The sequence below is a fragment of the Methanosarcina barkeri MS genome, assembly GCF_000970025.1.
Taxonomy (GTDB): Archaea; Halobacteriota; Methanosarcinia; order Methanosarcinales; family Methanosarcinaceae; genus Methanosarcina; species Methanosarcina barkeri.
The window spans coordinates 3,399,915-3,420,987 of sequence record NZ_CP009528.1 but is presented as its reverse complement, the minus strand read 5'-3'; the positions used below and the strand labels follow the sequence as shown (position 1 = coordinate 3,420,987).

Sequence of the window (21,073 nt, the reverse complement as noted above, 5' to 3'; positions counted from 1 at the left end):
GATTAAATGGCATTCGATGAAGAATGGGTTCCAAAAACCAGGCTTGGAAAATTAGTCATGGAAGGACAGGTTGCTTCCATGGAAGAAGCAATCAAATCAGGCTTGCCTATCAGGGAACCTCAGATAATTGATATGCTGCTTCCTGACCTGGAAGACGAGGTACTCGATATTAACATGGTTCAGAGGATGACTGACTCTGGACGCCGTGTGAAATTCAGAGCAACCGTAATCGTAGGGAACAGAAATGGCTATGTAGGGCTCGGGCAGGCAAAGGATGTGCAGGTAGGGCCTGCTATCCGTAAGGCAATTGATGCTGCAAAGCTCGATATTACCTATATCCGCAGAGGCTGTGGATCCTGGGAATGTGCCTGTGGTCTGCCTCACACCGTTCCTTATGAAGTAACTGGAAAGGCAGGCAGTGTAAGCGTAACTCTTATTCCGGCACCAAGAGGCCTTGGAATTGCTGCAGGGAATACTGCAACCAAAGTGCTGGAAAAAGCCGGAATTAAAGACGTATGGACCAAGACCTTTGGAACTACCCGGTCTACCCTCAACTTCGCAAAGGCAACCTTTGATGCCCTTAACCAGGTCAATGTTATGAGGCTGCCAGTCTACTGTAAGGAGGAAGCCTGATATGTATGCCATTGTTAGGTTGAGAGGTCAGGTTAATGTCCGGTACACGATTGAAGATACGATGAAGATGCTTCGCCTGCACAAGGTTAACCATTGTGTGCTTGTGCCCGAGGATCCTCATTTCAAAGGTATGGTTCAGAAGGTGAAGGATTACGTTGCCTTTGGGAAAATTGATGCAAATACCCTTGCAGAGATCCTCGAAAACCGTGGAAGACTCGAAGGCGATACTCGCCTGACTGAGGAATACATCCGGGAAAACACAGCCTATGATTCAATTCAGGCTTTTGCTGAAGCTGTTGTTGAAGGAGAAGCTACCCTAAAGGACGTTCCCAAACTGAAGCCTGTTTTCAGGCTTCACCCTCCAAGAAAAGGACACGCAGGGATTAAAAGAACCGTACAGCAGGGCGGCGAGCTCGGAGACCACGGCGATGGGATCAATGCACTCCTGCACAAAATGAGATAAGGTGGTTGGAATGGATACAAAGAAGTTCAGAGGGTCCAGGACCTGCGGAGGCGGGACTCATAAAAACAGGCGTGGAGCCGGAAACCGCGGAGGTCGTGGAAAAGCCGGTGCCTGTAAGCACCACTTTGTAAGAGCTATGTTCAGGGGATACAGCTACGGAAAGCATGGTTTCACGCTCCCTGCTGAAATTTCCAGGGATGTTTCCATAGTAAATGTGGGAGAACTTGACGAACTTGCTCCTTACCTTGTTGAAGAAGGGCTTGCAGAAATCAAGGATGGTGTTTACCATATTAACCTTGAAAACCTCGGAATCGAAAAAGTACTCGGAAGCGGACGTGTTATGAAGAACCTTGTTGTTACTTCGGAAGGATTCTCCGCATCTGCCCGTGAGAAAATTGAAGCCGCTGGTGGAAGTTGCATCGATGCTGAATAAGTAATGCCATCAGGCATTACTTATTTTAATTCTTTTGGTAACTTTTTCATATTAGATGTACTATACTTACCAATATCTTACGGTAAAACGTGATCTAACATTTTAATTATTATAATAAATTATATTTTGAATGGTGTAATCGATGACTCTCAGGGATACGTTAGAACCGTTTTTTAACAAGTTACCTGCAGTAGCAAGTCCGGAAAAACATGTCCATTTTAAGGATAAGCTCTGGTGGACTCTGGGAGTCCTTTTGCTGTACTTTGCTCTGGCAAATGTACCGCTTTTTGGGATGTCCCAGGACTCGGTTGACCTTTTTGAATCTTACCGCGCATTCTTTGCAGGCGCGTCTGGATCTTTAATTCTCCTAGGTATCGGGCCTATTGTCACGGCTTCGATTGTCCTGCAACTTCTTGTTGGAGCAGATATCATCAAATTGGACCTGTCGGACCCCAAAGACCAGGCATTCTTTCAGGGATCTCAGAAGTTCCTTGTGCTTGTCATGATCATACTGGAAGCTCTGCCGCAGCTACTTGGTGGATATATCCAGCCGGATCCAGGGCTTGCTTCTTCTCTAGGTGTAGGCCTGGGAGTAATCACCTTCCTGCTTCTTGTCCAGATCTTTATTGGAGGCGCACTGATTCTTTTCATGGATGAAGTAGTTTCCAAGTGGGGCATCGGGTCAGGAGTCGGGCTTTTCATTGTTGCGGGAATCTCCCAGCAGATTGTTACAGGGATCTTTAACTGGCAGCTTGATTCTTCCGGGCTCCCGGTCGGGTTGATTCCGAAATGGATTTATATCGTCCAGAACGTCGGAGCAGATTACCTTCTCTCAGGTGAGGGCATGTTGTACATGCTGGTCAGTGGAGGTATTCTTGCACTGCTAAGCACGATTGTTATTTTCTTGCTTGTGGTTTACGTGGAAAGTACAAGAATCGAAATTCCTCTCGCCCACAGTGCGGTTAGAGGAGCAAGGGGCCGTTTTCCGGTCAAGTTAATATACGCATCAGTCTTGCCGATGATCCTTGTCAGAGCTCTTCAGGCGAATGTCCAGATGATTGGAATTATCCTTGCCAGCCGTGGAATCACTTTCCTTGGAGAGTTCCAGGGGTCTACGCCGCTAAATGGGATTATGTATTACCTTGCTCCGATACACAGTCCTTATGATTGGATTCCATCTCTTGTAAAACAGTCCTTTTCAGGTTATGGGGCCGCTACACCTGCAAACTGGCAGATTGTACTTCATGTCTTTACAGATGCTACTATGCTTGTCGTAGGTGGAATTATCTTTGCACTTTTCTGGATAGAAACAACGGGTATGGGAGCTAAACCAACAGCCCAGAAGATTTTCAATTCCGGCATGCAGATTCCGGGTTTCAGGCGGAATATTAGCAGTATTGAAAAAGTTACCCAGCGCTATATCCCAAAAGTTACCGTAATAGGTGGAGCTTTCATAGGAATTCTTACGTTGATTGCAAGCTTGCTCGGTACGCTTGGAAGCACTAGTGGTACAGGGCTTTTGCTGGCTGTCAGTATTGTGTATCGTCTCTATGAGGACATAGCTTCCGAGCAGATGATGGAAATGCACCCGATGATTCGCTCCTTCTTTGGAGAACAGTAAAGGGTTCTTTTTGAGCTGTAAAGGAAAATCGAATAATAGAGATGTAATGTAAACAAACTAAAGGATAAGACACAGGGATCTTCAAATGAATATAATACTCTTCGGGCCTCCAGGTGCCGGAAAAGGCACCCAGGCCAAAAAAATGGTTGACGACTATGGAATCCCGCAGATCTCCACAGGTGATATCCTGCGGGCAAATGTCAGGGAAGGAACCGAACTTGGGCTCGCAGCCAAGGAATATATGGACAAAGGAGAGCTTGTTCCTGATGCGGTGCTTATAGGGATTATTAAGAACCGTCTGAAGGAACAGGACTGTGAAAAAGGTTTTATCCTTGACGGGTATCCACGGACAATACCTCAGGCTGATGCTCTTTCAGCCATCCTTGATGAGCTTAATAAGCCCATAGATGTTGTTCTCAACTTAGAAGTGCCGGATGAAGAACTGGTAGAAAGAATAAGCGGTCGCCTTATGTGCAACTGCGGTGCGAGCTATCACAGGACTTTTAACCCGCCGAAAAAAGATGGCGTCTGTGACATTTGTGGTGGTAAGGTCTTCCAGCGGGCTGACGACAAAGAAGAGGCCGTCAAGAACCGTCTCAATGTCTATAAAAACCAGACCCAACCCCTTATTGACTATTACACAAAGCAGGGAATTCTGGTAACTCTAGACGGCACGAAAGATATCGATGAGGTCTTTGAAGGAATAAAGGCAGTTCTTACAAAGTTTGCCTAAATTCTTCATTTCTTTTTTATTTTATTAAATCCTCTAACTTTTTTATTTTCTCTTCATGTTTTGCTATTTATCAAAAAAGCTTTGCTTTTTTCGGACTCATTTGATTCAAATAATTTGTATTTAAATAATATGTGGCTATTTATATCAACAAACACTACACTACGGAGAAGCTGAGTTAATATGACTGAAAACTCGATCGATGAACTGGTTAACTGGGTTATCAGCGTTGATCGCCGTTTGATTCTGATGGACTCTATGAAAAGGCATCCTTTTGTAAGGGCTTCGGATATTGCTCATGAGACAAGCCGATCCACACAGAATATCAGCCATGCTTTAAAGGAACTTGAGAGTAAGGGCTTAATTCAGTGTTTAACTCCTGAAAAAACCACATGGAGAAAGTATATCCTGACAGAAGAGGGAAAAACAATTTTAGAAAAACTGGATGGGAAATACCTTTGATTATTGGGATTATTGGAGTCAGATTTAATCTATTTTAACGCTGATCGAAACATTCGCTGAAGATACTGATATATTGACATGAAAAATACCGGATATATTGGCTTGAAACCGATATTTTGACTTGAAACAATCGGAGTATTAATCTGAAAATACCAATATATTTACCTGAAAATACCGATATTTTGACCTGAAACAAAGAATTTTTACTCATGGGGCTTCGGCTTTGAGCTTCTTCGATTTCACTTTCCTGTAATTTGTTTAAACGCTGGATTTCACCCTCAAATTCAATGTCTTCATACCTATTTACCAGCTTAAAGTTTTCTCTGACAATGGATTTTTTTAAACTCTACAGGGTTTTGCTTGCTTCTTCTCGACTGTGATTTTTTTGTTATTCCGGGAGGACTTTGCTTGAGGCTCTCAAATTAGAATTTTGACTTAAAAACTTATTCTTTTTTCCACTAACTCTGATAGCACTTGTCTCTGTTTGGTAGTGGCAACTTAAAACAATACCTTCTATGCCTTTCTCATGTCAAAAAACAGTATGTTATACAAAGGAGTCCTCTTCGAGGACTCCTTCGATAATTATTTGGGCAGAGAAAGTACTTCAATTTGCCAATTCCTGTACTTTCTTTGCATTGACGATATTGCAAAGCACGTCGAACGTACTTTTTACACCAACAAAAGTTGGCACTTTAAGTACAGTGTTTCTTCTATGATAAAACTGTTTGTTGTGAAGTGTTTCAGGCAACTCTCATATGATAAAACCATTTCTTCCTTAACAGACGAAGAAGCTATCCTGCTTTCTTTTTATGATGAAAATGGCCAGATTAAACTTCCTTCAGGTGGAACCCTTCATCATTTTATGAAGTATAGACTTGGAGAAAAAGGAGTCAATGAGATAATGATGCTTATAGGTGAGAAAATTCTCAAACTTTCTCAGGAAAAGGAAGCAAAAATTGATTCCACTCCACTTGAAGCTTCAAGATACGACAAACATGCTGATTATAATCCTCATTATGAATGCAAAATGGATAAGGCACATATTACAATGGTTGGAACTTACCCAATTTTCATGACTCATACAAAAGGACTTTCTGGTGACTCTCCAGAACTTATCGATCATATTGAGGCTCTAAAGAACATGAACGCTAATCTGGAATTTTATTCTGCTGACGGAGGTTATGATTCATTCCTCAATCATTCTGATATTTGGTATAATCTGAACGCAAAACCGATTATTTCCTACGCTTCAAATGCAGTAATCAATCAAGAAGGTGAAGAGGAACGAATCGATCACTGGGTGAATAAAAAGTGGAAACTCGGTGGAGATATTCATGCACCAATGGAAAACAAACTCAGATTTCTATATGAAATTGGAAGGAAAGAACAGGTAGGAATGTACCTAAGAAACCAAAATATCAGAGATGAGACTTTTGATGATCAGTATAAAAAGAGAGCTGAATGTGAAAAGATACATGGACATATTAAAGGTACAGTAAAGTTCGATATCAGAAGAGTGAGAAATCAGAGTAGAAAACTCTACTCTCTATTGAGTTTCATAGCATATCAACTACTGGTGTTGACAGAAATGCAAAATAAAGTTGAGGATAAGAATTCGTTTGGGAGATACTTTTAAAAAAGTGAGTATCAAATTAGATTTGAGATTTTAAAAGCTAATTTGAGATTCTCTGCTTTAATTTCATAGAATAGTATAACTTATATATACATCGACACTTATTAACCAGAAAAACCTGCGTAATCGTTTAAAATTGGCTCCGTAATTGAGCTGATTTATCACGACTTTAAATACTTTAAGCTTGTCAAGCTTCTATTATCGGAATTCTTCTACATTTGAAGATCTCAGAATAACTATTGAATCTGAATGGTGAGGACAACTTGGTTTCGGAGACATTAAAAAATCAAATAGACCGGTTCCTGCTGGCTCTCGGTTTTTCCCTTATGATTGGGATTATGGTTCTTGGGCAGGGTTTCAGGGAGGCTGTCGGGGAAGTAGTAGGGATTTTAATGAATCCCATACTTGCTCTGGTCGGGCAGGAGAATTTCTTTCTAATTCTTTTGGTAATGGCGTCTATTACTGCTATTTACTCATCCCTTATCCAAAAATACACAATTGACTGGGACCTCATGAGGAATACCCAGGAACGTATGAAGGTTTTCCAGAAGGAATTCCGGGAGGCACAGCTTTCTCAGAACACTTATATGCTTAAAAAACTGGAAGAACAACGCCAGGCAATGATGGAAGACCAGATGAAGATGTCCAAGCAGCAGTTCAAGCCTATGGCTTACATCAGTATTATTTCCGTTCCTCTCTTCATGTGGGCTTATTATTACATCAGCGGGCACGGGAATGCCACGATGGTTTTTCCTTTCTGGGGTAAACAGTTGTTGACAACCCATGCTTTTTGGTACTTCCAGAACTGGTTATACTGGTACTTTATTTGTTCTCTAGGAGTTAGCCAGTTTATCAGAAAGGCACTGGATATCGGTGGGGTCTGATGCGGATAACAGTTAGCGGGCTTCCCGGAAGTGGGACAACAACGGTTTCAAAGCTTCTTGCAGAATACTATGAACTTGAACTGATCTCCTCGGGTGAAATTTTCAGGAGGATAGCCAGGGAGAAGGGAATGAGCCTTGCAGAATTTGGAGCTATGGCCGAAAAAGACCCTTCAATTGACCTGGCTATTGATAAAAATCAGAGGGAAGTTGTTCATAGTCATGAAAAGCTGATCCTCGAAAGCAGGCTTGCAGGCCATATGGCCAAAGAAGTTCCGAATGTACTTAAACTCTGGATAAAGGCTCCGTTATCTGTACGGGTAAAACGAATCCTGAATCGGGAAAAATCAGTCTCTTTTGATGAAGAGCTCGAAAAAACAGTTGAGAGGGAAAAATCTGAGGCCCTCCGCTATATGAACTATTACAATATCGATATTGATGACCTCTCGATTTACGACATCGTTATTGATTCTGAAAAATGGAACCAGTACCAGATTCTTGACATTTTGAAGGTAGCTATCGATTCTCTCATGGGGCCGGAGTAATTTCCCTCAATCTGTTAAAGCTGGATTTTTATATAAAGCGTAGAGTTTTATTTGCCGAACCTGATATACTGATATTACAGCAATCATAAGTATTCGGCATATGATCTCTCTTAATTAATATCGAACTCTCTCTTAATTGATACTGAACTAATAATGCTGGAATTTCTTCTTACATATTAAGGGAATTTCCGTAAATCTTTTTGTAAATCTCAGGTCTATAACTCTCAAATTTATAGATCTCAGGTTTATTCTCACTAAGGGTCGTTCTCATTATGCATATGTTCCCAGCTACTGTATATCCATCACATTTACATCATACTGTATATCCATCACGTTTACATCATACTGTATATCCATCACGTTTACATCATACTGTATATCCATCACGTTTACATCATACTGTATATCCATCATGTTTACGTCAAGCTACTGTATATCCGTCATGTTTACGTCTATAAATTCAATTCAGGAGTTTTTGAAAAACTATGTCACCTGCTGGCAAATTGCCGTCCGAAGCTGAAAGAACTCTGGTCCGGAAATCCGGCGCCTGGACAAACCCCTCTTACGGTTCTTATCCGGAAAAGCGTCCTATTCTTGAATATATTGAGAAAGGGGTTGTAAATATTGATAAACCAAAGGGGCCGACAAGCCACGAGGTTGCAGCCTGGGTAAAAGCTATTCTGGGCGTGAGTACGGCAGGGCATGCAGGCTCACTTGATCCTAAGGTTACAGGACTTTTGCCCGCTTTGCTTGGAAAGGCTACAAAGGCAGTCCCTGCTCTGCGTCTTTCTGGAAAGGAATATGTCTGCCTCTTGAAGCTTCATAAGGAAATGCCTCAAAAACTGGTCAGGAAAGTTTGTGAGGAATTTACTGGTCCTATCTACCAGATGCCTCCTATCAAATCAGCTGTCAAACGCGTTATCAGGATAAGGACGATCTATTACCTTGAAGTGCTTGAAATTGAAGGGAGTTTTGTGCTCTTTCGCGTGGGATGCGAAGCCGGGACTTACATCAGGAAACTCTGTCATGATATTGGGCTTGCTCTTGGTTGCGGCGGACATATGCAGGAACTCAGGAGGACAAAAGCAGGCCCGTTTACCGAGGAAACACTTGTCACTCTTCAGGATCTCAAAGATGCATATGTACTCTGGAAGGAAGAGGGAGATGAGTCTGAAATCCGGCGTGTAATCATGCCAATGGAAACGGCTGTATCTCACCTTCCCAAAATTATCCTGCGGGACAGTGCAGTAGATGCAGTCTGTTCAGGGGCTGCTCTGGCAGTTCCGGGCATAACAAGCCTGGATGTAAATCTTAAGAAGGGAGAGCTTACAGCGCTTTTTACCCTTAAAGGTGAGCTCATTGCCCTTGCAAAGGCTGAAATGAGTACAGAAGAGCTCCTCAAAGCTTCGACCGGGCTTGCAGCTACCTCGGTCCGGATTATGATGGAGGCGGGAACCTATCCGAAAGGTTGGAATAAAAAAGAGTAAAAAGAGTGTGGTGCTAAATCCTAACCTCTAAAACTCTTTTAGCACTTCCTTCTTTTAGAATAAAGTTTATATAGCACTATTCCCGTTATGGTATAAGTCGTGCCATAAGCATTATGTCAACTTTTCCAAAGGGAAGCTTGACCACAACCTTTCTAAAAGAAAGCTTGATCATAGGTTAGGTATAAGTTTTGTAATGTATGTGCCGAGGTAGTCTAGTGGTAGGGCGCAAGCCTGGAAAGCTTGTGGGGCCTAGCCCCTCGGGAGTTCAAATCTCCCCCTCGGCGTATCTTCTTAAGTCTTTTCTAAATTACGTTTATAAGCCTTTTCTAAATTACGTTTAAATCTGCAGACATATCTGTTTTGTTGTGATTGTAGTTTCTGATACTCAGTTTTATCTTGAAAAATCAATAATTGGAATTCATCCAAAAAAGATCAAGAGAAAGATTTCCACTGTACCTGAAGTGTTGAATACTTCTCCTATTAAAAGCAGGTTAAAAAGATCATAAATACTTGAGGTTTTGATTGAAGTTGAATTAATTCTTGCTCCTGGGACTGATAAGTCTATATGTTTGCTGGAACTGGTTGTAAGTTTGTGAAAGAAAAAGAGTTCTAAATTGAAAGAGATAGGATTTGCAGAATGAAAATATGGATAAAAATCTTTTAAAAGCATGGGAGAGATGGGATAATACAGAAATTATGATAGAAAAAATAAGTTAGTCTGACAATGTCAAGGTAAGAACCCCGTTGAAAAATGATCGATTGATTCAGGCGGGAACGAAAAAATAAATGGAAACAAACAGAGAAGGAATGTTAAAAATGAAACTGATCCTGAACGATATCGTAAAAAGTTTTGACAAAATAGAGGTTTTGCGGGGTGCGAGTTTTGCCTTTGGAAAGGGGGAAATTTACGGACTCCTCGGGAGAAACGGTGCAGGCAAAACCACGTTGTTTAACTGCATCAATGAGGATTTGAGGATTGACAGCGGCTCAATTCTCCTTGAAGAAAATGGAGTGAAGAGAGAAGTTTGTCCGGACGATATCGGATATGTCCTGTCGACGCCAGTCGTTCCGGAGTTCTTAACAGGCAGAGAGTTTTTAAAGTTCTTTCTTGACATCAACGTGACAAAAATTCCGGACATTAAGCCTATTGACGAATATTTCGATTTTGTAAAGATTGGAAGAGAGGATCGCGACAGGCTTTTGAAAGATTATTCCCATGGCATGAAAAACAAGATGCAGATGCTTGTAAGCTTCATCGCAAATCCAGCTATTCTGCTTTTAGATGAGCCTCTGACCTCATTTGACGTTGTGGTCGCCGACGAAATGAAGACTCTGCTGCGCCAGATCAAAAAAGACCACATTATTATTTTTTCTACTCATATTATGGAGCTTGCTCTGGATTTATGTGACGAGATTGTGATCCTGAGCGGTGGGGTTCTGGAAAAAATGGAAAAGGATGACCTCAGCAACGAGGCCTTTAAGAATAAAATTATTCAGGCCCTCAGAAGGGATGAGAATGATTGAAACTTTCATTACGTCCTTCAGGCTGAAAAACACATATAAAGCCAATGGCATCATCTATTCGCTCAAATCCATCCCTGTCATCAACAGGCTGTTGCCGGTCTCGCTTTATAGAAGTCAGGGGCTGAAAATATTTGCTAATTTCGTCAGCATCCTGTGGGAAATCATCTCGATGTTTTTGGGCAAACTGCTCTATCTGTTTATTATTATCTTTCTTCTAAAAGATCATATGAAAAGCAGTCCCGCAAACAGCTTCATGCATATGTTTTTCTTTCTTACCATTACGGGCGGTTTCCTCAGCACGCATATATTTCATCCCACCAGAGACAAGTATTATGCCATTTTTCTCATGCGAATGAACGCGCGGGAGTATACGCTTTCAAATTACTTCTATTTCCTTTTGAGAATCGTTGTCGGATTTTTGCCTTTCACGATGCTTCTTGGACAGCTTTCCGGGGTGCCTACCGTTGTCTGCCTTTTGATGCCGCTTTTTGTGGTTTCTGTAAAACTGATTTTTACTGCCCTCGCGCTTCATGATTATGTCCGAACCGGCCATGCAAAAAATGAAAATAATCTTGATCCGGTTGTTCTGGTTGGCATTGTTGTATCATTGGCTGCGGCATATTTCCCGCCGTTTCTCGGCTATGCCATGAATGATGCTGTTTTTCTCGTGCTGTTTGTCATTTCTGCTGTTATGGCTGTGTTTTCCTTCTTGTATGTGCTCAAATTCCCTGAATACCGAGGGATTTGCAAGGAACTTCTCACAGCGGATAGTTTTGCTATGAACAGAAAAGATATAGCTACACGTGCTACTCAAAAATCTTTGCAAAAGAATATAGACCTTAAGGCAACAAGCAGCAAAAGCGGCTATCAGTATTTCAACGACCTTTTTGTCAAGCGGCACAGCAGTCTGCTGACCAAATCGGCCAAAAATATCACCTTGATTTCCCTTGCAGTGCTTGCGTTTTCCATTCTGGCATGTTTTCTTATCCCGGAGGCAAAACCGAAAATAAACGGGATGATGCTGACCTTTTTGCCTTATTTTCTGTTCATAATGTATTTTATTAATCGCGGAAAGGTTATTACCCAGGCCATGTTCATGAACTGTGACCACAGTATGCTTGCCTATCGGTTTTACAGGCAACCGCGTGCAATTTTGCTTCTCTTTACGGAAAGGTTGAAATCCATTCTATTGATAAACTTGATGCCCGCTTCGGTAATTGCACTCGGGCTGCCGCTTTTGTTATGGCTTACAGGTGGAACGGACAACGCGTTCAATTATGTGCTGCTGTTTGTTTCCATCATCGCCATGTCGGTATTTTTTTCGGTACACAACATGGTGCTATATTATCTTTTGCAGCCTTACAATATCAATCTCGAAATAAAAAGTGGCACTTTTGCCGTTGTCAATTTCTTTACTTATCTCGTTTGTTATTTTGCCATCGGTAAGAAAGTCCCGACTATGATTTTCGGCACATCTATTTCAGTATTTTGCATTGTGTATATTGCCGTCGCCTTGATTCTTGCATACAGGCTTGCACCAAAGACATTTAAGCTGCGGTAATAGCGGCCTTATGTAAACTAAAAAAGAGGGCAGATGTTGAACCGCCCTCTTTTTATCTCTTTGAAAATTATGTTGCTGCTGGTATTGCTGCTGGTTGAGATACTTTTCGACTTTTTTACAGCATGCCTGATATCAAGCCACGGCCAACATAACTGCTATCAGCTTTCATTCAAACTGCTATCAGCTTTCATTCATCAGCTTTCATTCCTTCCTAACATCATCTTTCAGTTGGAACTAAGCGCAGATATACTTATATACTGGTAACAGCATGTAAATGAATTCATCAGTATGTGCTGTAAAGAAGCTCCTTTAGAGAGCTGCTCCTGACTTTTCGTGTATTCTTTTTGGGTATTCGATCAGGGGCTACAGGGTGCTGTATACATTCCCCTGGAGGGAATATATGGTAGAAGAAAAGAATAATGAAGAATTAAGGCATCTTGTTCGGATTATGAATACCGACCTGCAGGGGGCAAAACCCGTGGAATACGCCCTAACAGGTCTCCCAGGAATAGGGAGGCGCACCGCTATCCTTATCGCAAAGGGCGCAGGGGTAGATCCTACTGCTACACTTGGATACCTGCCAGATGAAGAAGTGTCAAAGCTAGACCGCGCAATCGGGAATTTTGAGGAGATTGTTCCATCCTGGATGTTGAACAGGCAAAAAGACCTGGCAACAGGACAGGACAAGCATCTGCTGGGAACAGACATCTTACTGACTTTCAGGGAAGATATTAACAACCTGAAGAAGGTTCGCGCCTACAGAGGATTAAGGCACGAAAGGGGCCTTAAGGTCAGAGGACAGAGAACGAAATCTACAGGCCGCCGCGGGTCAACTGTCGGTGTCAGCAGGAGAAAGTGATTTTCCGGTCAGGTGATTTTAAATGGCATATCCAGGTAAAAGAAGTAAAAGTTTCGAGACTCCCAGGCATCCCTGGCAGGAAGCCAGGATGGCATCTGAAGTTCAGCTTGTAAAGGCATACGGCCTCAGAAACAAGAGAGAAGTTTGGAAAGCAGCCAGTATGCTCAGAATGTACAGGTCTGAAGCCCGAAAATTACTTGCAAGCGCTGCAAACTCTCAGGAAAGAGGACTTGAAGGGCATCAGAAGACGCAATCTGAAGAAATTCTTGCGAAGCTTATCCGCTATGGCATCATCAAATCAGATGCCGACATTGATGACATTCTTTCTTTAAAAACTGAAAATATTCTCGAAAGGAGACTCCAGACTCAGGTTCTCCGTCTCGGGCTTGCCAGGACAGTTGTCCAGGCTCGTCAGTTTATCACTCATGGTCACATTGCAGTAAACGGCAGAAAAGCTACAGTTCCGGGAATGCTCGTCTCCAAGGAAGATGAAATGCATATCGGGTACTATTCAACTTCTCCGCTCGTTAGCGAATCTCATCCTGAAAGACCTGTGCAGGTAGCATCTGTTCTTGCAGACAGCACAACCACTTTAAGGGCTGTTGCAGAAGCAAAGCAGGCTAAAGAAAAAGCTCCTGAAAGAGGCGGAAGGAAGAGAAGAGGGAGGAGATAATCATGGCAAACATGAAATGGGCCGTAGCTCACATTAAATCTTCATTTAACAACACAATTATTACTGTAACCGATATCACAGGGGCTGAAACCATTGCAAAGTCTTCTGGTGGTATGGTTGTAAAAGCTGCAAGAGATGAGAGCTCTCCTTATACTGCCATGCAGATGGCAGGCCAGCTTGCTGACCAGCTCAGGGATAAAGGTATCCATGGCATCCATATAAGGGTAAGAGCACCTGGTGGAAACAAGCAGAGAAGCCCGGGCCCTGGCGCTCAGGCTGCAATAAGGGCTTTTGCAAGAGCAGGAATCCGTATTGGCAGGATTGAAGATGTTACTCCTGTCCCGCACGACGGCACTCGTCCCAAAGGCGGAAGACGTGTATAAGAGAATTCTTCAGGGAATTTCTTCAGGAAATTCTTCTAAAATTCTCTTTTTGAAAGCATTAAAATATAAGGGAAATTAAGGAATATGACGATGGAAGTAGACATTCTGGAGTTATCGGATAGATCTGCAAAATTCGTGCTTTCAAATGTTAGCACATCTTTTGCCAACGGCATTCGACGCGCCATGATCGCAGATGTACCAACGCTTGCGATTGAATATGTGAACCTTTACGACAATACCTCGGTACTCTATGATGAGCAGTTGGCTCTACGTCTGTCCTTAATCCCGCTTGTTACGGATGTAGAGACGTATGTGCCACAGGCAGAATGCGATGTCTGCGGAGGAGAGGGCTGTCCTGCCTGCGAGGTTTCCTTAACCCTAAGTGCAGAAGGTCCATGCACGGTTTATTCTCGGGATCTTATTTCCTCTGACCCGAAGATACAGCCGGCTGATCTCAATATCCCTATTGTTGAACTGAAAAAAGGGCAGAAGCTTGTGCTTGAGGCCCTCGCTCATATGGGCTATGGCAGGGATAGTGTTAAATGGCAGGCAGGAATCGCTTGCGGCTACAAGAACGTGCCTGTTATAACCATTGAAAACTGCGATGCATGCGGGCACTGTGCAGCCGAATGTCCGAAAGGCATTATACGGTTTGAAGAGTCAGGTGCCAGAGTTTCTGACGAAGATATCCTGAAGTGCTCACTCTGCAAGCTCTGCGAGCAGGTCTGTGACATCCACGCAATAAACATTAGCTTCGATGAGAACGCTTTTGTGTTTACAATGGAGTCCGATGGTTCTTATACCGCCAAAGACCTTGCCCTTAATGCAGCAGATGTGGTCAAAGGCAAAGCTGAAGAACTTTTGAGCATTCTGGACCAGTTCTGAGCTCAGCTCGGGTACAGGCCCATATCCAATTTTTTGAGATTAAGGCTGATAGATCCCTGAATATTTTAATGAGTTAGATATTTCTCTGGACTCTCTACGCCTTACATATTATTGTTCTGTACCTGAATACGACAGAAGACATTCTGTCTTATTTGCGTTCTTCCAAAACTTATTCCCGGTGACCTTCACGGCTCGAAACGTTTATATATTATCCACGATATTGTGAGGGAGTGCAAGGCGTAAAGCGCGCCGGATTATCATAATGAAACAGTATTAAACATAGATTAGACACAGATTAATACGAAATGCGAGGGTTGCCCAGCCAGGTCAAAGGCGCTAGGTTGAGGGCCTAGTTTCGTAGGAATTCGTGGGTTCGAATCCCATCCCTCGCACTAAATTTCTTAATCTGTCGATTTAAAACATTTAACTTCAAAAATTTCAAATTTTCATACGTTTCTGAAAGTATTTTTGTAAAGAATTTCAAATTCTTTATTTGTAAAATATCATTATGCGAGGGTTGCCCAGCCAGGTCAAAGGCGCTAGGTTGAGGGCCTAGTTTCGTAGGAATTCGTGGGTTCGAATCCCATCCCTCGCATTTAGTTTTTTTCTTTGTTTTTCTCTGCTTTCTTCTTATTTGAAAGTCTATTTTGGTCTTTGTAGTTTTTGTACTTGATCTTTGCATGTTTCTGTGCTTGGTCTTTGTAGTTTCAGTTTCCGGCACTCTGAATCCTATTAGCAAACCGTTGCATAAACCTGACTTTCCGCAGATGTCCATTCAATTTTCACAATTTTTCTTGCTATCGTTTTTCTGAAAATTACCTTGCTTATTCAAACTTCATTGAAAGCTTCTAACCTCTATTTCCGGAAGTTTCAGTTGGGATAATAATTGCAAATTATTGAGCAAATGCACAAAAACGATAGCAGGAAAAATGTTCTTTTACTCAAGACATCTGCGGAAGGTAGGATAAACAATCTGCATAGGAAGTCCTTGAGAGTCTTTTTCAGGAATTTTTGGAATAGATTTTAGTCCCCTCTGAAAAGATAACTTTGCTGTTACAGAGGCGACCAGAGCATCAAGAATATCGTCTCTTGCTACATCTTTACGTCTGTATTTGGAAAGAGCATTCTGTACAATTTCATCTGTGGAAGTACAAATTTCCTGCAGCAGCTTTTTTCTTTCGCTAAAACCTTCACTCTCTTTTTTTGAATATTCCATTGGCTTTCCGGCAAGAGCCCAGAAACAAATCTCGGGATGGATTTCTATTATTTTTTCCTTAGCAGAATCTGTGGCTATAAGAAAATCATTCATTTCTCTGATTTTTGGAACGATTCCCCATGTTTGTTTTGTAAGTCGTTTGCCTGTAACTTCTTCATTGATGTCGCAAGCGATTTCATAGTTTTTTGCATAGATGGCTTCTCTACAGAGAGTGGGGAAAACGCTGGACTGCCTGTAGGGTCTCAATAATCTTCGAGTTCTATATCACAAAACCTTCTCTTGAAATTAGATTTGCTATCTACTAAACCAATAGGGATGTCCACAAGTATACGCACATGAGTATTGCCATCACAAAAATAGCTATAGAGATCCGAGATTTTAGGAAACTGAAATACACCAAAACTATCAGTTTCTGTTAGTGCAACTGCAAACCAACCTGCTCTGCATCCGTCTACACCAACAAACACTTTTTTATTCATAAGCAGGGTTCGCGGTTTAGGCATATAGACCCTTTCAGAGGAAGCTTTGAATGGAGTTATTTGTTATCATTCAGGCATAGTCGACAGTCCCTTCATATGCCTGTAAAAACTGAATTAATGGCTTATAACAAGAAGGATAAACAAAAAGACATTGAAAGGGTGCTTGTTTTTATCAGTAGAGATTTTTCCTGTCATATGCCTTATCCTCAAATTTCTATATTTATAATTTATATAAATTAATTATTTTAAAATATCGGATAATATTTCTATTAATAGAAATAGCAACACATTTATACTTAGATCAGTACAATAAAATTATGAAACTTGAAGAGCGTCTCGAACTCTTTAAAGAAAAAATAAAAACTGATGATTTTTTGAAATGCAAAGGGTTAGGAAATGAGATTCCATATTGGATTTTTGATTACGAGCCTGAAAACGAGCTTCTTGTTAGGGACACAATAAGTAAACTTATCTCAGGTTTTGAGAGCAAACACTCGATTAAGATAATTGAGATTAATCTGTATAACCTATGTCTCAAAATCCTGAACCAGAAGCTTACTGATGAGAAACTGATTAAGTTCGAGAAGAAAAAGGGTTCAGATGCCTTGCTTGAGAAAGTAAGATTAATTCTTAATCAAGAGACTACAAAAAAAGAGATTTCCGAGATTCTCAACGTCGATTACGACCTTATTTTTTTGACAGGAATAGGAAACGCATGGCCAATGGTCAGAGCTCATTCCATTCTTAATAACCTATATTCTGTTACAGGCAAGAAGCCTCTTGTACTGTTTTATCCAGGAAAGTTCAGTGGGCTTGACCTTAGCTTATTTGGTGAATTTAAAACCAAAAATTATTACAGAGCTTTCCGCTTGATGCCAGAGGCAATGTAATCATGAGATTTTTAAAGCTTTTAGAGGGGAAGTTTGAGGTATTTGAGATACACCTTAAAATTTCTACCGAATCATATTGAGATCTGATCAGAGTGCTAAACATGACAGCTGCAGAAATAAAAATAGAAGACTTATTTGAGAAAGATATCCGAAGAGATATCGATGGAGTAATAAAGGTCGATAAGGAAGATGAAAGTAGTGTTTATACTGAACTTGATGAGTATGTGGTAACAGGTGAGTCTCTAAAGCATTTTGATAATTTTTTTAGAAATTATACTGCAGCCATGGAAGAGCCCACAGATAGGATAGGAGTCTGGATCTCAGGGTTCTTTGGCTCTGGAAAGTCACATTTCCTCAAAATTCTGTCGTATTTACTGGAAAATAGAACAGTTCAGGGCAAAACTGCACTTGAATTTTTCAGGGAAAAAATTACAGATCCTGCAATTCTTGCCAATATCGAAAAAGCCGTTAATACAGGCAGTAAAGATGTCATTCTCTTTAATATTGATTCCAAAGCAAATACTGTAAACAAAGGCGACGAGCAGATTGTAAATATCTTCATGAGGGCTTTTAATGATAGGCGTGGATATCTGGGAGATGTCTTCTGGATCGCAGAACTTGAAGAACAGCTTGAGGATAAGGAACTTTACGAGCTTTTTAAAGCCGAATTTAAACGTATAAACGGAGAATCCTGGGAAGAAAGAAGAGTTGCCTACAGTTTTGAGCAGGACGATATTATAGAAGCCCTTGTAAACTGCGGTTTCATGAGCAGGGAAGCTGCTACAAGGCTCTTTGAAAGCGATGGAGCAAGCTATACTTTTAGCGTTGAGAAATTTGCAAATAAGCTCGATCAATACTGTAAATCAAAGGGAGAAAACCATCAGGTAATTTTCCTGGTGGACGAAGTGGGACAGTATATAGGAGAAAACAGCGAGCTGATGCTCAATCTCCAGACCATTGTAGAAGATCTTGGGACCAGGTTAAGGGGAAGGGCCTGGGTTGTTGTAACCTCGCAGGCTGATATTGATACGATTACAAAGCAACACGTAAAAGGCAACGACTTCTCCAAGATTCAGGGACGTTTTAACACTCGCCTGAGTCTTACCAGCGCCAACGTGGACGAAGTTATCAAGAAAAGAATCTTGCAGAAGAAAGGGGAATAAAGGGAGTTTCTCGCATCTTATTATGCTGAAAAACAGATAATACTCAGGAATCTGCTTGCATTTTCAAATCAGGCTGAAACAAAAGTCTACAGGAACGAAGCTGATTTTGTAGATGTATATCCTTTTGTCCCGTACCAGTTCAGCCTTGTGCAGAAGGTCTTTGACAAGATTAGAGAAACAGGTTTTACAGGAAAACACCTGGCAAAGGGAGAAAGATCACTCCTTGGGGCTTTCAAGGAGTCAACCGAGAACTACTGTGAGAAAAACGTAGGGCTGCTAATTCCTTTCCATGCTTTCTATGAGACAATTGAAGGCTTCCTTGATCCGATTATAGCAAGAACGATCTCCCAGGCCCGGAATAATCAGTTACTTGATGAATACGACTGTGAACTTCTGGAAGTCCTGTTTATGATCAGGAACATAAAGGAGATCGAGCCAAACCTGGATAACCTGATAGTTCTCTCCATTTCCTCGGTTGATGAAGACAAGGTCAAACTGAAACAGAGAATTATTGAATCTCTCCAAAAACTCGAAAGACAGACCCTGATAAACAAGTCCGAAGATAGGTACTATTTCCTGACAAATGAGGAGCAAGATATCAATAGAGAGATCAAAGGGATAGATATTGAAGATCACCAGATCCTTGAAGAGGTCCATAGGATGCTCTATGAGCAAAAATCAGGAATTTGCCCGTCTTCCTATGAGAATTACAAATTTAGCAAAGCGGTTGATGACAGGGTAAAGGCTGTCTCAGGTGCAGACCTTACAATTAAGTTCCTTACTCCTCTTTCAGACCAGTACTATAGCAGGAAAGGTAACCAGCAGTCCCTATACGGCGATAATTTAAGCAATATTGATTCAACCGATACTCTTCTTTTCGTGCTCCCCGACGACGAATTAATTGATCAGATCAGGTCTTACCTGAGAATCGAGAAATACCTCAAGCAGAACTCTTCAAACCGGAATAACGCGGAAATTCAGAATATTCTGTTCACAAAAGAGAAAGATGCCGAAAGCGCAAGAGCAAAAGCAGCAGAGCTGATTGTTCAAGGAGTCTCAGATTCGAAGGTCTTTGTTGATAACAAGGAAGTAATGCTTGGAAAAACCAGCCCGAAAGAGCGCATAAAAGAAGGGCTTTCTCTCCTTATAGAAAACGTTTACAGCAAAGCTGGATATGTCACAAAGGATTACGAAAACGAGAATGAAGTGCTCAAGCTCCTGCGTTCGGATGACCTTGAGAAATTTGGGGTTACAGGCAGTGAGACAAACAGGCTGGCTTTAAAAGAGATGCTTGAGTACATTCGGCTAAAGCACGGGAGAAGTGGAAGGGTTCTTTTAAGCGATTTAAAGGAACGTTTCACGAAAAAACCCTACGGCTGGAAAGATATGACGGTTTCAGGGCTTGTGGCAACGCTTTACCTGAAGGAAGAACTCAAACTCCGCTACCAGTCTGAATACATGTTCAATACCGATGCTACCGCAAAGCACCTGACAAGGAAAGATGATGCTGACAAGCTGGTCATAGAAATCAGGGAAAAAGCCGGAGAAGAGGATCTAAAAGCAGTAAAGCAGATCCTCAGCGACCTTTTTGAGAAAATAAATCTGCCAGAAAAAGAAGGAGAGCTTTACAAAGAGGTAAAGAAAATCTTCCAGGAAGAGCTTTCAAACCTGCAAGGTCTCGAAGGCAGATATCAAGAAGAAACAGGCTATCCGGGCAGACCCCAGATAGAAGCCTACAGGAAATTCCTGAAAGAACTGACCGAGAACCCGGATTCCTCAACTTTTTTCAGAGCAGTCGCTTCCCGAAGAACCGAGTTTGAAGCACTTCACGCCGAAGCAGAGCCTGTGAAAAGCTTTTTTGGCGCTCAGGCTGAAATCTTCAAGAGGCTTACCAGAAAGCATAAAGATTACTGCAGAAACATCCAGTTCCTTGACGGAGAGACAAAAGCAGCCATTAATGAGATTGACTCAATCCTAAATATGGAAAAGCCTTACTCTCAGATTCGCCAGCTACCAATCCTGGAAAAGAAGATAGAAGTTTCAATCCAGGAGGCTCTTTCTGCCCAGAAGAGAGAGGTAAGAGAAAGCCTTGATACGGTTTTAAAAGAGCTTGAGAAGGAACTTTCAGACGAAAAATTTTCGGACGATTTCAAGGAAACCGTGCTCGGGCTCTTCAATGTAATCGAAAGAACTCTGAAAGACGCTGAAGACTGCGCTCTTGTGCAAAGCCAGCTCTCTCTGATAAACGATCTCCGCGTAGAAGCCTACAAGCAAATCGATCTCAAGCGGCAGACCATTCGGGAAAAGCCGCCGAAAGTACCCTATGGGGAAGGTAATGACGATCCAGAAAAGCCAGACGCAGAGCAGGAAGAAAAACCGGCATTACCTCCGTTGCCGCAAAGAACTACAAGAGTAATAAATAAGATCTCATTTTTCAAGTCCAGAAAAATGCTGGAAAGCGAGGCTGATATCGAGGAGTACCTGACACAGCTGAAAGAGAAAATGCTGACAATTCTCATGAAGGAGAATATAAGGGTCTAAGAAAAAGGTCG

General features: G+C 41.7%; 19 protein-coding genes, 3 tRNA genes and 1 pseudogene. 21 read left to right on the top strand and 2 right to left on the bottom strand.

What is annotated here, in order from left to right; genetic code table 11:
- Window positions 1–6 precede the first annotated feature (6 nt).
- From MSBRM_RS13755 to MSBRM_RS13655, 19 genes are all read left to right on the top strand, one after another.
- Window positions 7–633 carry a 30S ribosomal protein S5 gene (locus MSBRM_RS13755; RefSeq protein WP_048121167.1) on the top strand — a complete coding sequence of 209 codons (627 nt, stop codon included), beginning with the start codon at window positions 7–9 and terminating at the stop codon, window positions 631–633.
- Window position 634: 1 nt separating this feature from the next.
- Window positions 635–1,096, top strand: coding sequence for a 50S ribosomal protein L30 (locus MSBRM_RS13750; RefSeq protein ID WP_048121165.1), 462 nt, complete (start codon window positions 635–637; stop codon window positions 1,094–1,096).
- Window positions 1,097–1,106: 10 nt separating this feature from the next.
- Window positions 1,107–1,529 (top strand): uL15m family ribosomal protein, encoded by a 423-nt coding sequence (locus MSBRM_RS13745; protein WP_048121163.1) that lies wholly within the window; start codon window positions 1,107–1,109, stop codon window positions 1,527–1,529.
- Between the two features lie 142 nt (window positions 1,530–1,671).
- Window positions 1,672–3,150, top strand: coding sequence for a preprotein translocase subunit SecY (gene secY / locus MSBRM_RS13740; RefSeq protein WP_048156046.1), 1,479 nt, complete (start codon window positions 1,672–1,674; stop codon window positions 3,148–3,150).
- An 85-nt stretch (window positions 3,151–3,235) separates the two neighbouring features.
- On the top strand, window positions 3,236–3,883 hold the full coding sequence (locus MSBRM_RS13735; protein WP_048121160.1) for an adenylate kinase: 648 nt from the start codon (window positions 3,236–3,238) through the stop codon (window positions 3,881–3,883).
- 180 nt (window positions 3,884–4,063) lie between these two features.
- A complete protein-coding gene (locus tag MSBRM_RS13730; protein ID WP_048121158.1) occupies window positions 4,064–4,342 on the top strand; it encodes a sugar-specific transcriptional regulator TrmB in 279 nt (92 codons plus the stop codon).
- A 526-nt stretch (window positions 4,343–4,868) separates the two neighbouring features.
- Window positions 4,869–5,978: a transposase gene (locus MSBRM_RS13725; RefSeq protein ID WP_048156042.1), complete on the top strand. Its 1,110-nt coding sequence runs from the start codon at window positions 4,869–4,871 to the stop codon at window positions 5,976–5,978.
- 260 nt (window positions 5,979–6,238) lie between these two features.
- Window positions 6,239–6,859: a DUF106 domain-containing protein gene (locus MSBRM_RS13720; RefSeq protein WP_048156039.1), complete on the top strand. Its 621-nt coding sequence runs from the start codon at window positions 6,239–6,241 to the stop codon at window positions 6,857–6,859.
- Window positions 6,859–7,401: a (d)CMP kinase gene (gene cmk, locus MSBRM_RS13715; RefSeq protein WP_048156036.1), complete on the top strand. Its 543-nt coding sequence runs from the start codon at window positions 6,859–6,861 to the stop codon at window positions 7,399–7,401. Before MSBRM_RS13720 ends, cmk begins: the two co-directional genes overlap by 1 nt.
- 485 nt (window positions 7,402–7,886) lie before the next feature.
- A complete protein-coding gene (locus MSBRM_RS13710) occupies window positions 7,887–8,888 on the top strand; it encodes an RNA-guided pseudouridylation complex pseudouridine synthase subunit Cbf5 (RefSeq protein WP_048121152.1) in 1,002 nt (333 codons plus the stop codon).
- A 201-nt stretch (window positions 8,889–9,089) separates the two neighbouring features.
- Window positions 9,090–9,172: transfer RNA gene (locus MSBRM_RS13705), tRNA-Ser, on the top strand.
- Window positions 9,173–9,674: 502 nt separating this feature from the next.
- Window positions 9,675–10,412, top strand: a complete 738-nt coding sequence (locus MSBRM_RS13695) for an ATP-binding cassette domain-containing protein (RefSeq protein ID WP_230628904.1) — start codon at window positions 9,675–9,677, stop codon at window positions 10,410–10,412.
- A complete protein-coding gene (locus MSBRM_RS13690) occupies window positions 10,405–11,973 on the top strand; it encodes a hypothetical protein (protein WP_048121148.1) in 1,569 nt (522 codons plus the stop codon). The genes MSBRM_RS13695 and MSBRM_RS13690 overlap by 8 nt, the downstream gene beginning before the upstream one ends.
- A gap of 400 nt (window positions 11,974–12,373) precedes the next feature.
- A complete protein-coding gene (locus tag MSBRM_RS13680) occupies window positions 12,374–12,832 on the top strand; it encodes a 30S ribosomal protein S13 (RefSeq protein ID WP_230628902.1) in 459 nt (152 codons plus the stop codon).
- Window positions 12,833–12,854: 22 nt separating this feature from the next.
- On the top strand, window positions 12,855–13,505 hold the full coding sequence (locus MSBRM_RS13675) for a 30S ribosomal protein S4 (protein ID WP_048121143.1): 651 nt from the start codon (window positions 12,855–12,857) through the stop codon (window positions 13,503–13,505).
- A 2-nt stretch (window positions 13,506–13,507) separates the two neighbouring features.
- On the top strand, window positions 13,508–13,888 hold the full coding sequence (locus MSBRM_RS13670) for a 30S ribosomal protein S11 (protein WP_048121141.1): 381 nt from the start codon (window positions 13,508–13,510) through the stop codon (window positions 13,886–13,888).
- Between the two features lie 84 nt (window positions 13,889–13,972).
- Complete coding sequence (locus MSBRM_RS13665; RefSeq protein WP_048121139.1) at window positions 13,973–14,773, top strand: DNA-directed RNA polymerase subunit D; 801 nt, start codon at window positions 13,973–13,975, stop codon at window positions 14,771–14,773.
- 307 nt (window positions 14,774–15,080) lie between these two features.
- Window positions 15,081–15,165, top strand: a tRNA-Leu gene (locus tag MSBRM_RS13660).
- A gap of 118 nt (window positions 15,166–15,283) precedes the next feature.
- A tRNA-Leu gene (locus MSBRM_RS13655) sits at window positions 15,284–15,368 on the top strand.
- 342 nt (window positions 15,369–15,710) lie between these two features.
- Here MSBRM_RS13655 and MSBRM_RS13650 read toward each other — a convergent pair.
- Window positions 15,711–16,235 carry a DUF429 domain-containing protein gene (locus MSBRM_RS13650; protein WP_394298321.1) on the bottom strand — a complete coding sequence of 175 codons (525 nt, stop codon included), beginning with the start codon at window positions 16,233–16,235 and terminating at the stop codon, window positions 15,711–15,713.
- Entirely contained in the window at window positions 16,232–16,492 is a 261-nt protein-coding gene (locus MSBRM_RS22155) for a DUF429 domain-containing protein (protein ID WP_394298320.1), read from the bottom strand. The genes MSBRM_RS13650 and MSBRM_RS22155 overlap by 4 nt, the downstream gene beginning before the upstream one ends.
- Window positions 16,493–16,785: 293 nt before the next feature.
- Between MSBRM_RS22155 and MSBRM_RS13645 the strand changes: the two genes are divergently transcribed.
- Both MSBRM_RS13645 and brxC read left to right on the top strand, forming a co-directional pair.
- Entirely contained in the window at window positions 16,786–17,358 is a 573-nt protein-coding gene (locus MSBRM_RS13645) for a DUF1788 domain-containing protein (protein WP_048156030.1), read from the top strand.
- Between the two features lie 101 nt (window positions 17,359–17,459).
- A pseudogene (gene brxC, locus MSBRM_RS13640) lies at window positions 17,460–21,062 on the top strand (BREX system P-loop protein BrxC).
- Window positions 21,063–21,073: the final 11 nt, after the last annotated feature.

Bases quoted from the DNA above. Each gene is read 5' to 3' on its own strand.
- MSBRM_RS13645 (WP_048156030.1), top strand. From the start codon at position 16,786: ATGAAACTTGAAGAGCGTCTCGAACTCTTTAAAGAAAAAATAAAAACT.
- secY (WP_048156046.1), top strand. From the start codon at position 1,672: ATGACTCTCAGGGATACGTTAGAACCGTTTTTTAACAAGTTACCTGCA.
- MSBRM_RS13680 (WP_230628902.1), top strand. From the start codon at position 12,374: ATGGTAGAAGAAAAGAATAATGAAGAATTAAGGCATCTTGTTCGGATT.
- MSBRM_RS13670 (WP_048121141.1), top strand. From the start codon at position 13,508: ATGGCAAACATGAAATGGGCCGTAGCTCACATTAAATCTTCATTTAAC.
- cmk (WP_048156036.1), top strand. From the start codon at position 6,859: ATGCGGATAACAGTTAGCGGGCTTCCCGGAAGTGGGACAACAACGGTT.
- MSBRM_RS13690 (WP_048121148.1), top strand. From the start codon at position 10,405: ATGATTGAAACTTTCATTACGTCCTTCAGGCTGAAAAACACATATAAA.
- MSBRM_RS13710 (WP_048121152.1), top strand. From the start codon at position 7,887: ATGTCACCTGCTGGCAAATTGCCGTCCGAAGCTGAAAGAACTCTGGTC.
- MSBRM_RS13695 (WP_230628904.1), top strand. From the start codon at position 9,675: ATGGAAACAAACAGAGAAGGAATGTTAAAAATGAAACTGATCCTGAAC.
- MSBRM_RS22155 (WP_394298320.1), bottom strand. From the start codon at position 16,492: ATGCCTAAACCGCGAACCCTGCTTATGAATAAAAAAGTGTTTGTTGGT.
- MSBRM_RS13725 (WP_048156042.1), top strand. From the start codon at position 4,869: ATGTCAAAAAACAGTATGTTATACAAAGGAGTCCTCTTCGAGGACTCC.
- MSBRM_RS13665 (WP_048121139.1), top strand. From the start codon at position 13,973: ATGACGATGGAAGTAGACATTCTGGAGTTATCGGATAGATCTGCAAAA.
- MSBRM_RS13675 (WP_048121143.1), top strand. From the start codon at position 12,855: ATGGCATATCCAGGTAAAAGAAGTAAAAGTTTCGAGACTCCCAGGCAT.
- MSBRM_RS13755 (WP_048121167.1), top strand. From the start codon at position 7: ATGGCATTCGATGAAGAATGGGTTCCAAAAACCAGGCTTGGAAAATTA.
- MSBRM_RS13745 (WP_048121163.1), top strand. From the start codon at position 1,107: ATGGATACAAAGAAGTTCAGAGGGTCCAGGACCTGCGGAGGCGGGACT.
- MSBRM_RS13735 (WP_048121160.1), top strand. From the start codon at position 3,236: ATGAATATAATACTCTTCGGGCCTCCAGGTGCCGGAAAAGGCACCCAG.
- MSBRM_RS13730 (WP_048121158.1), top strand. From the start codon at position 4,064: ATGACTGAAAACTCGATCGATGAACTGGTTAACTGGGTTATCAGCGTT.
- MSBRM_RS13750 (WP_048121165.1), top strand. From the start codon at position 635: ATGTATGCCATTGTTAGGTTGAGAGGTCAGGTTAATGTCCGGTACACG.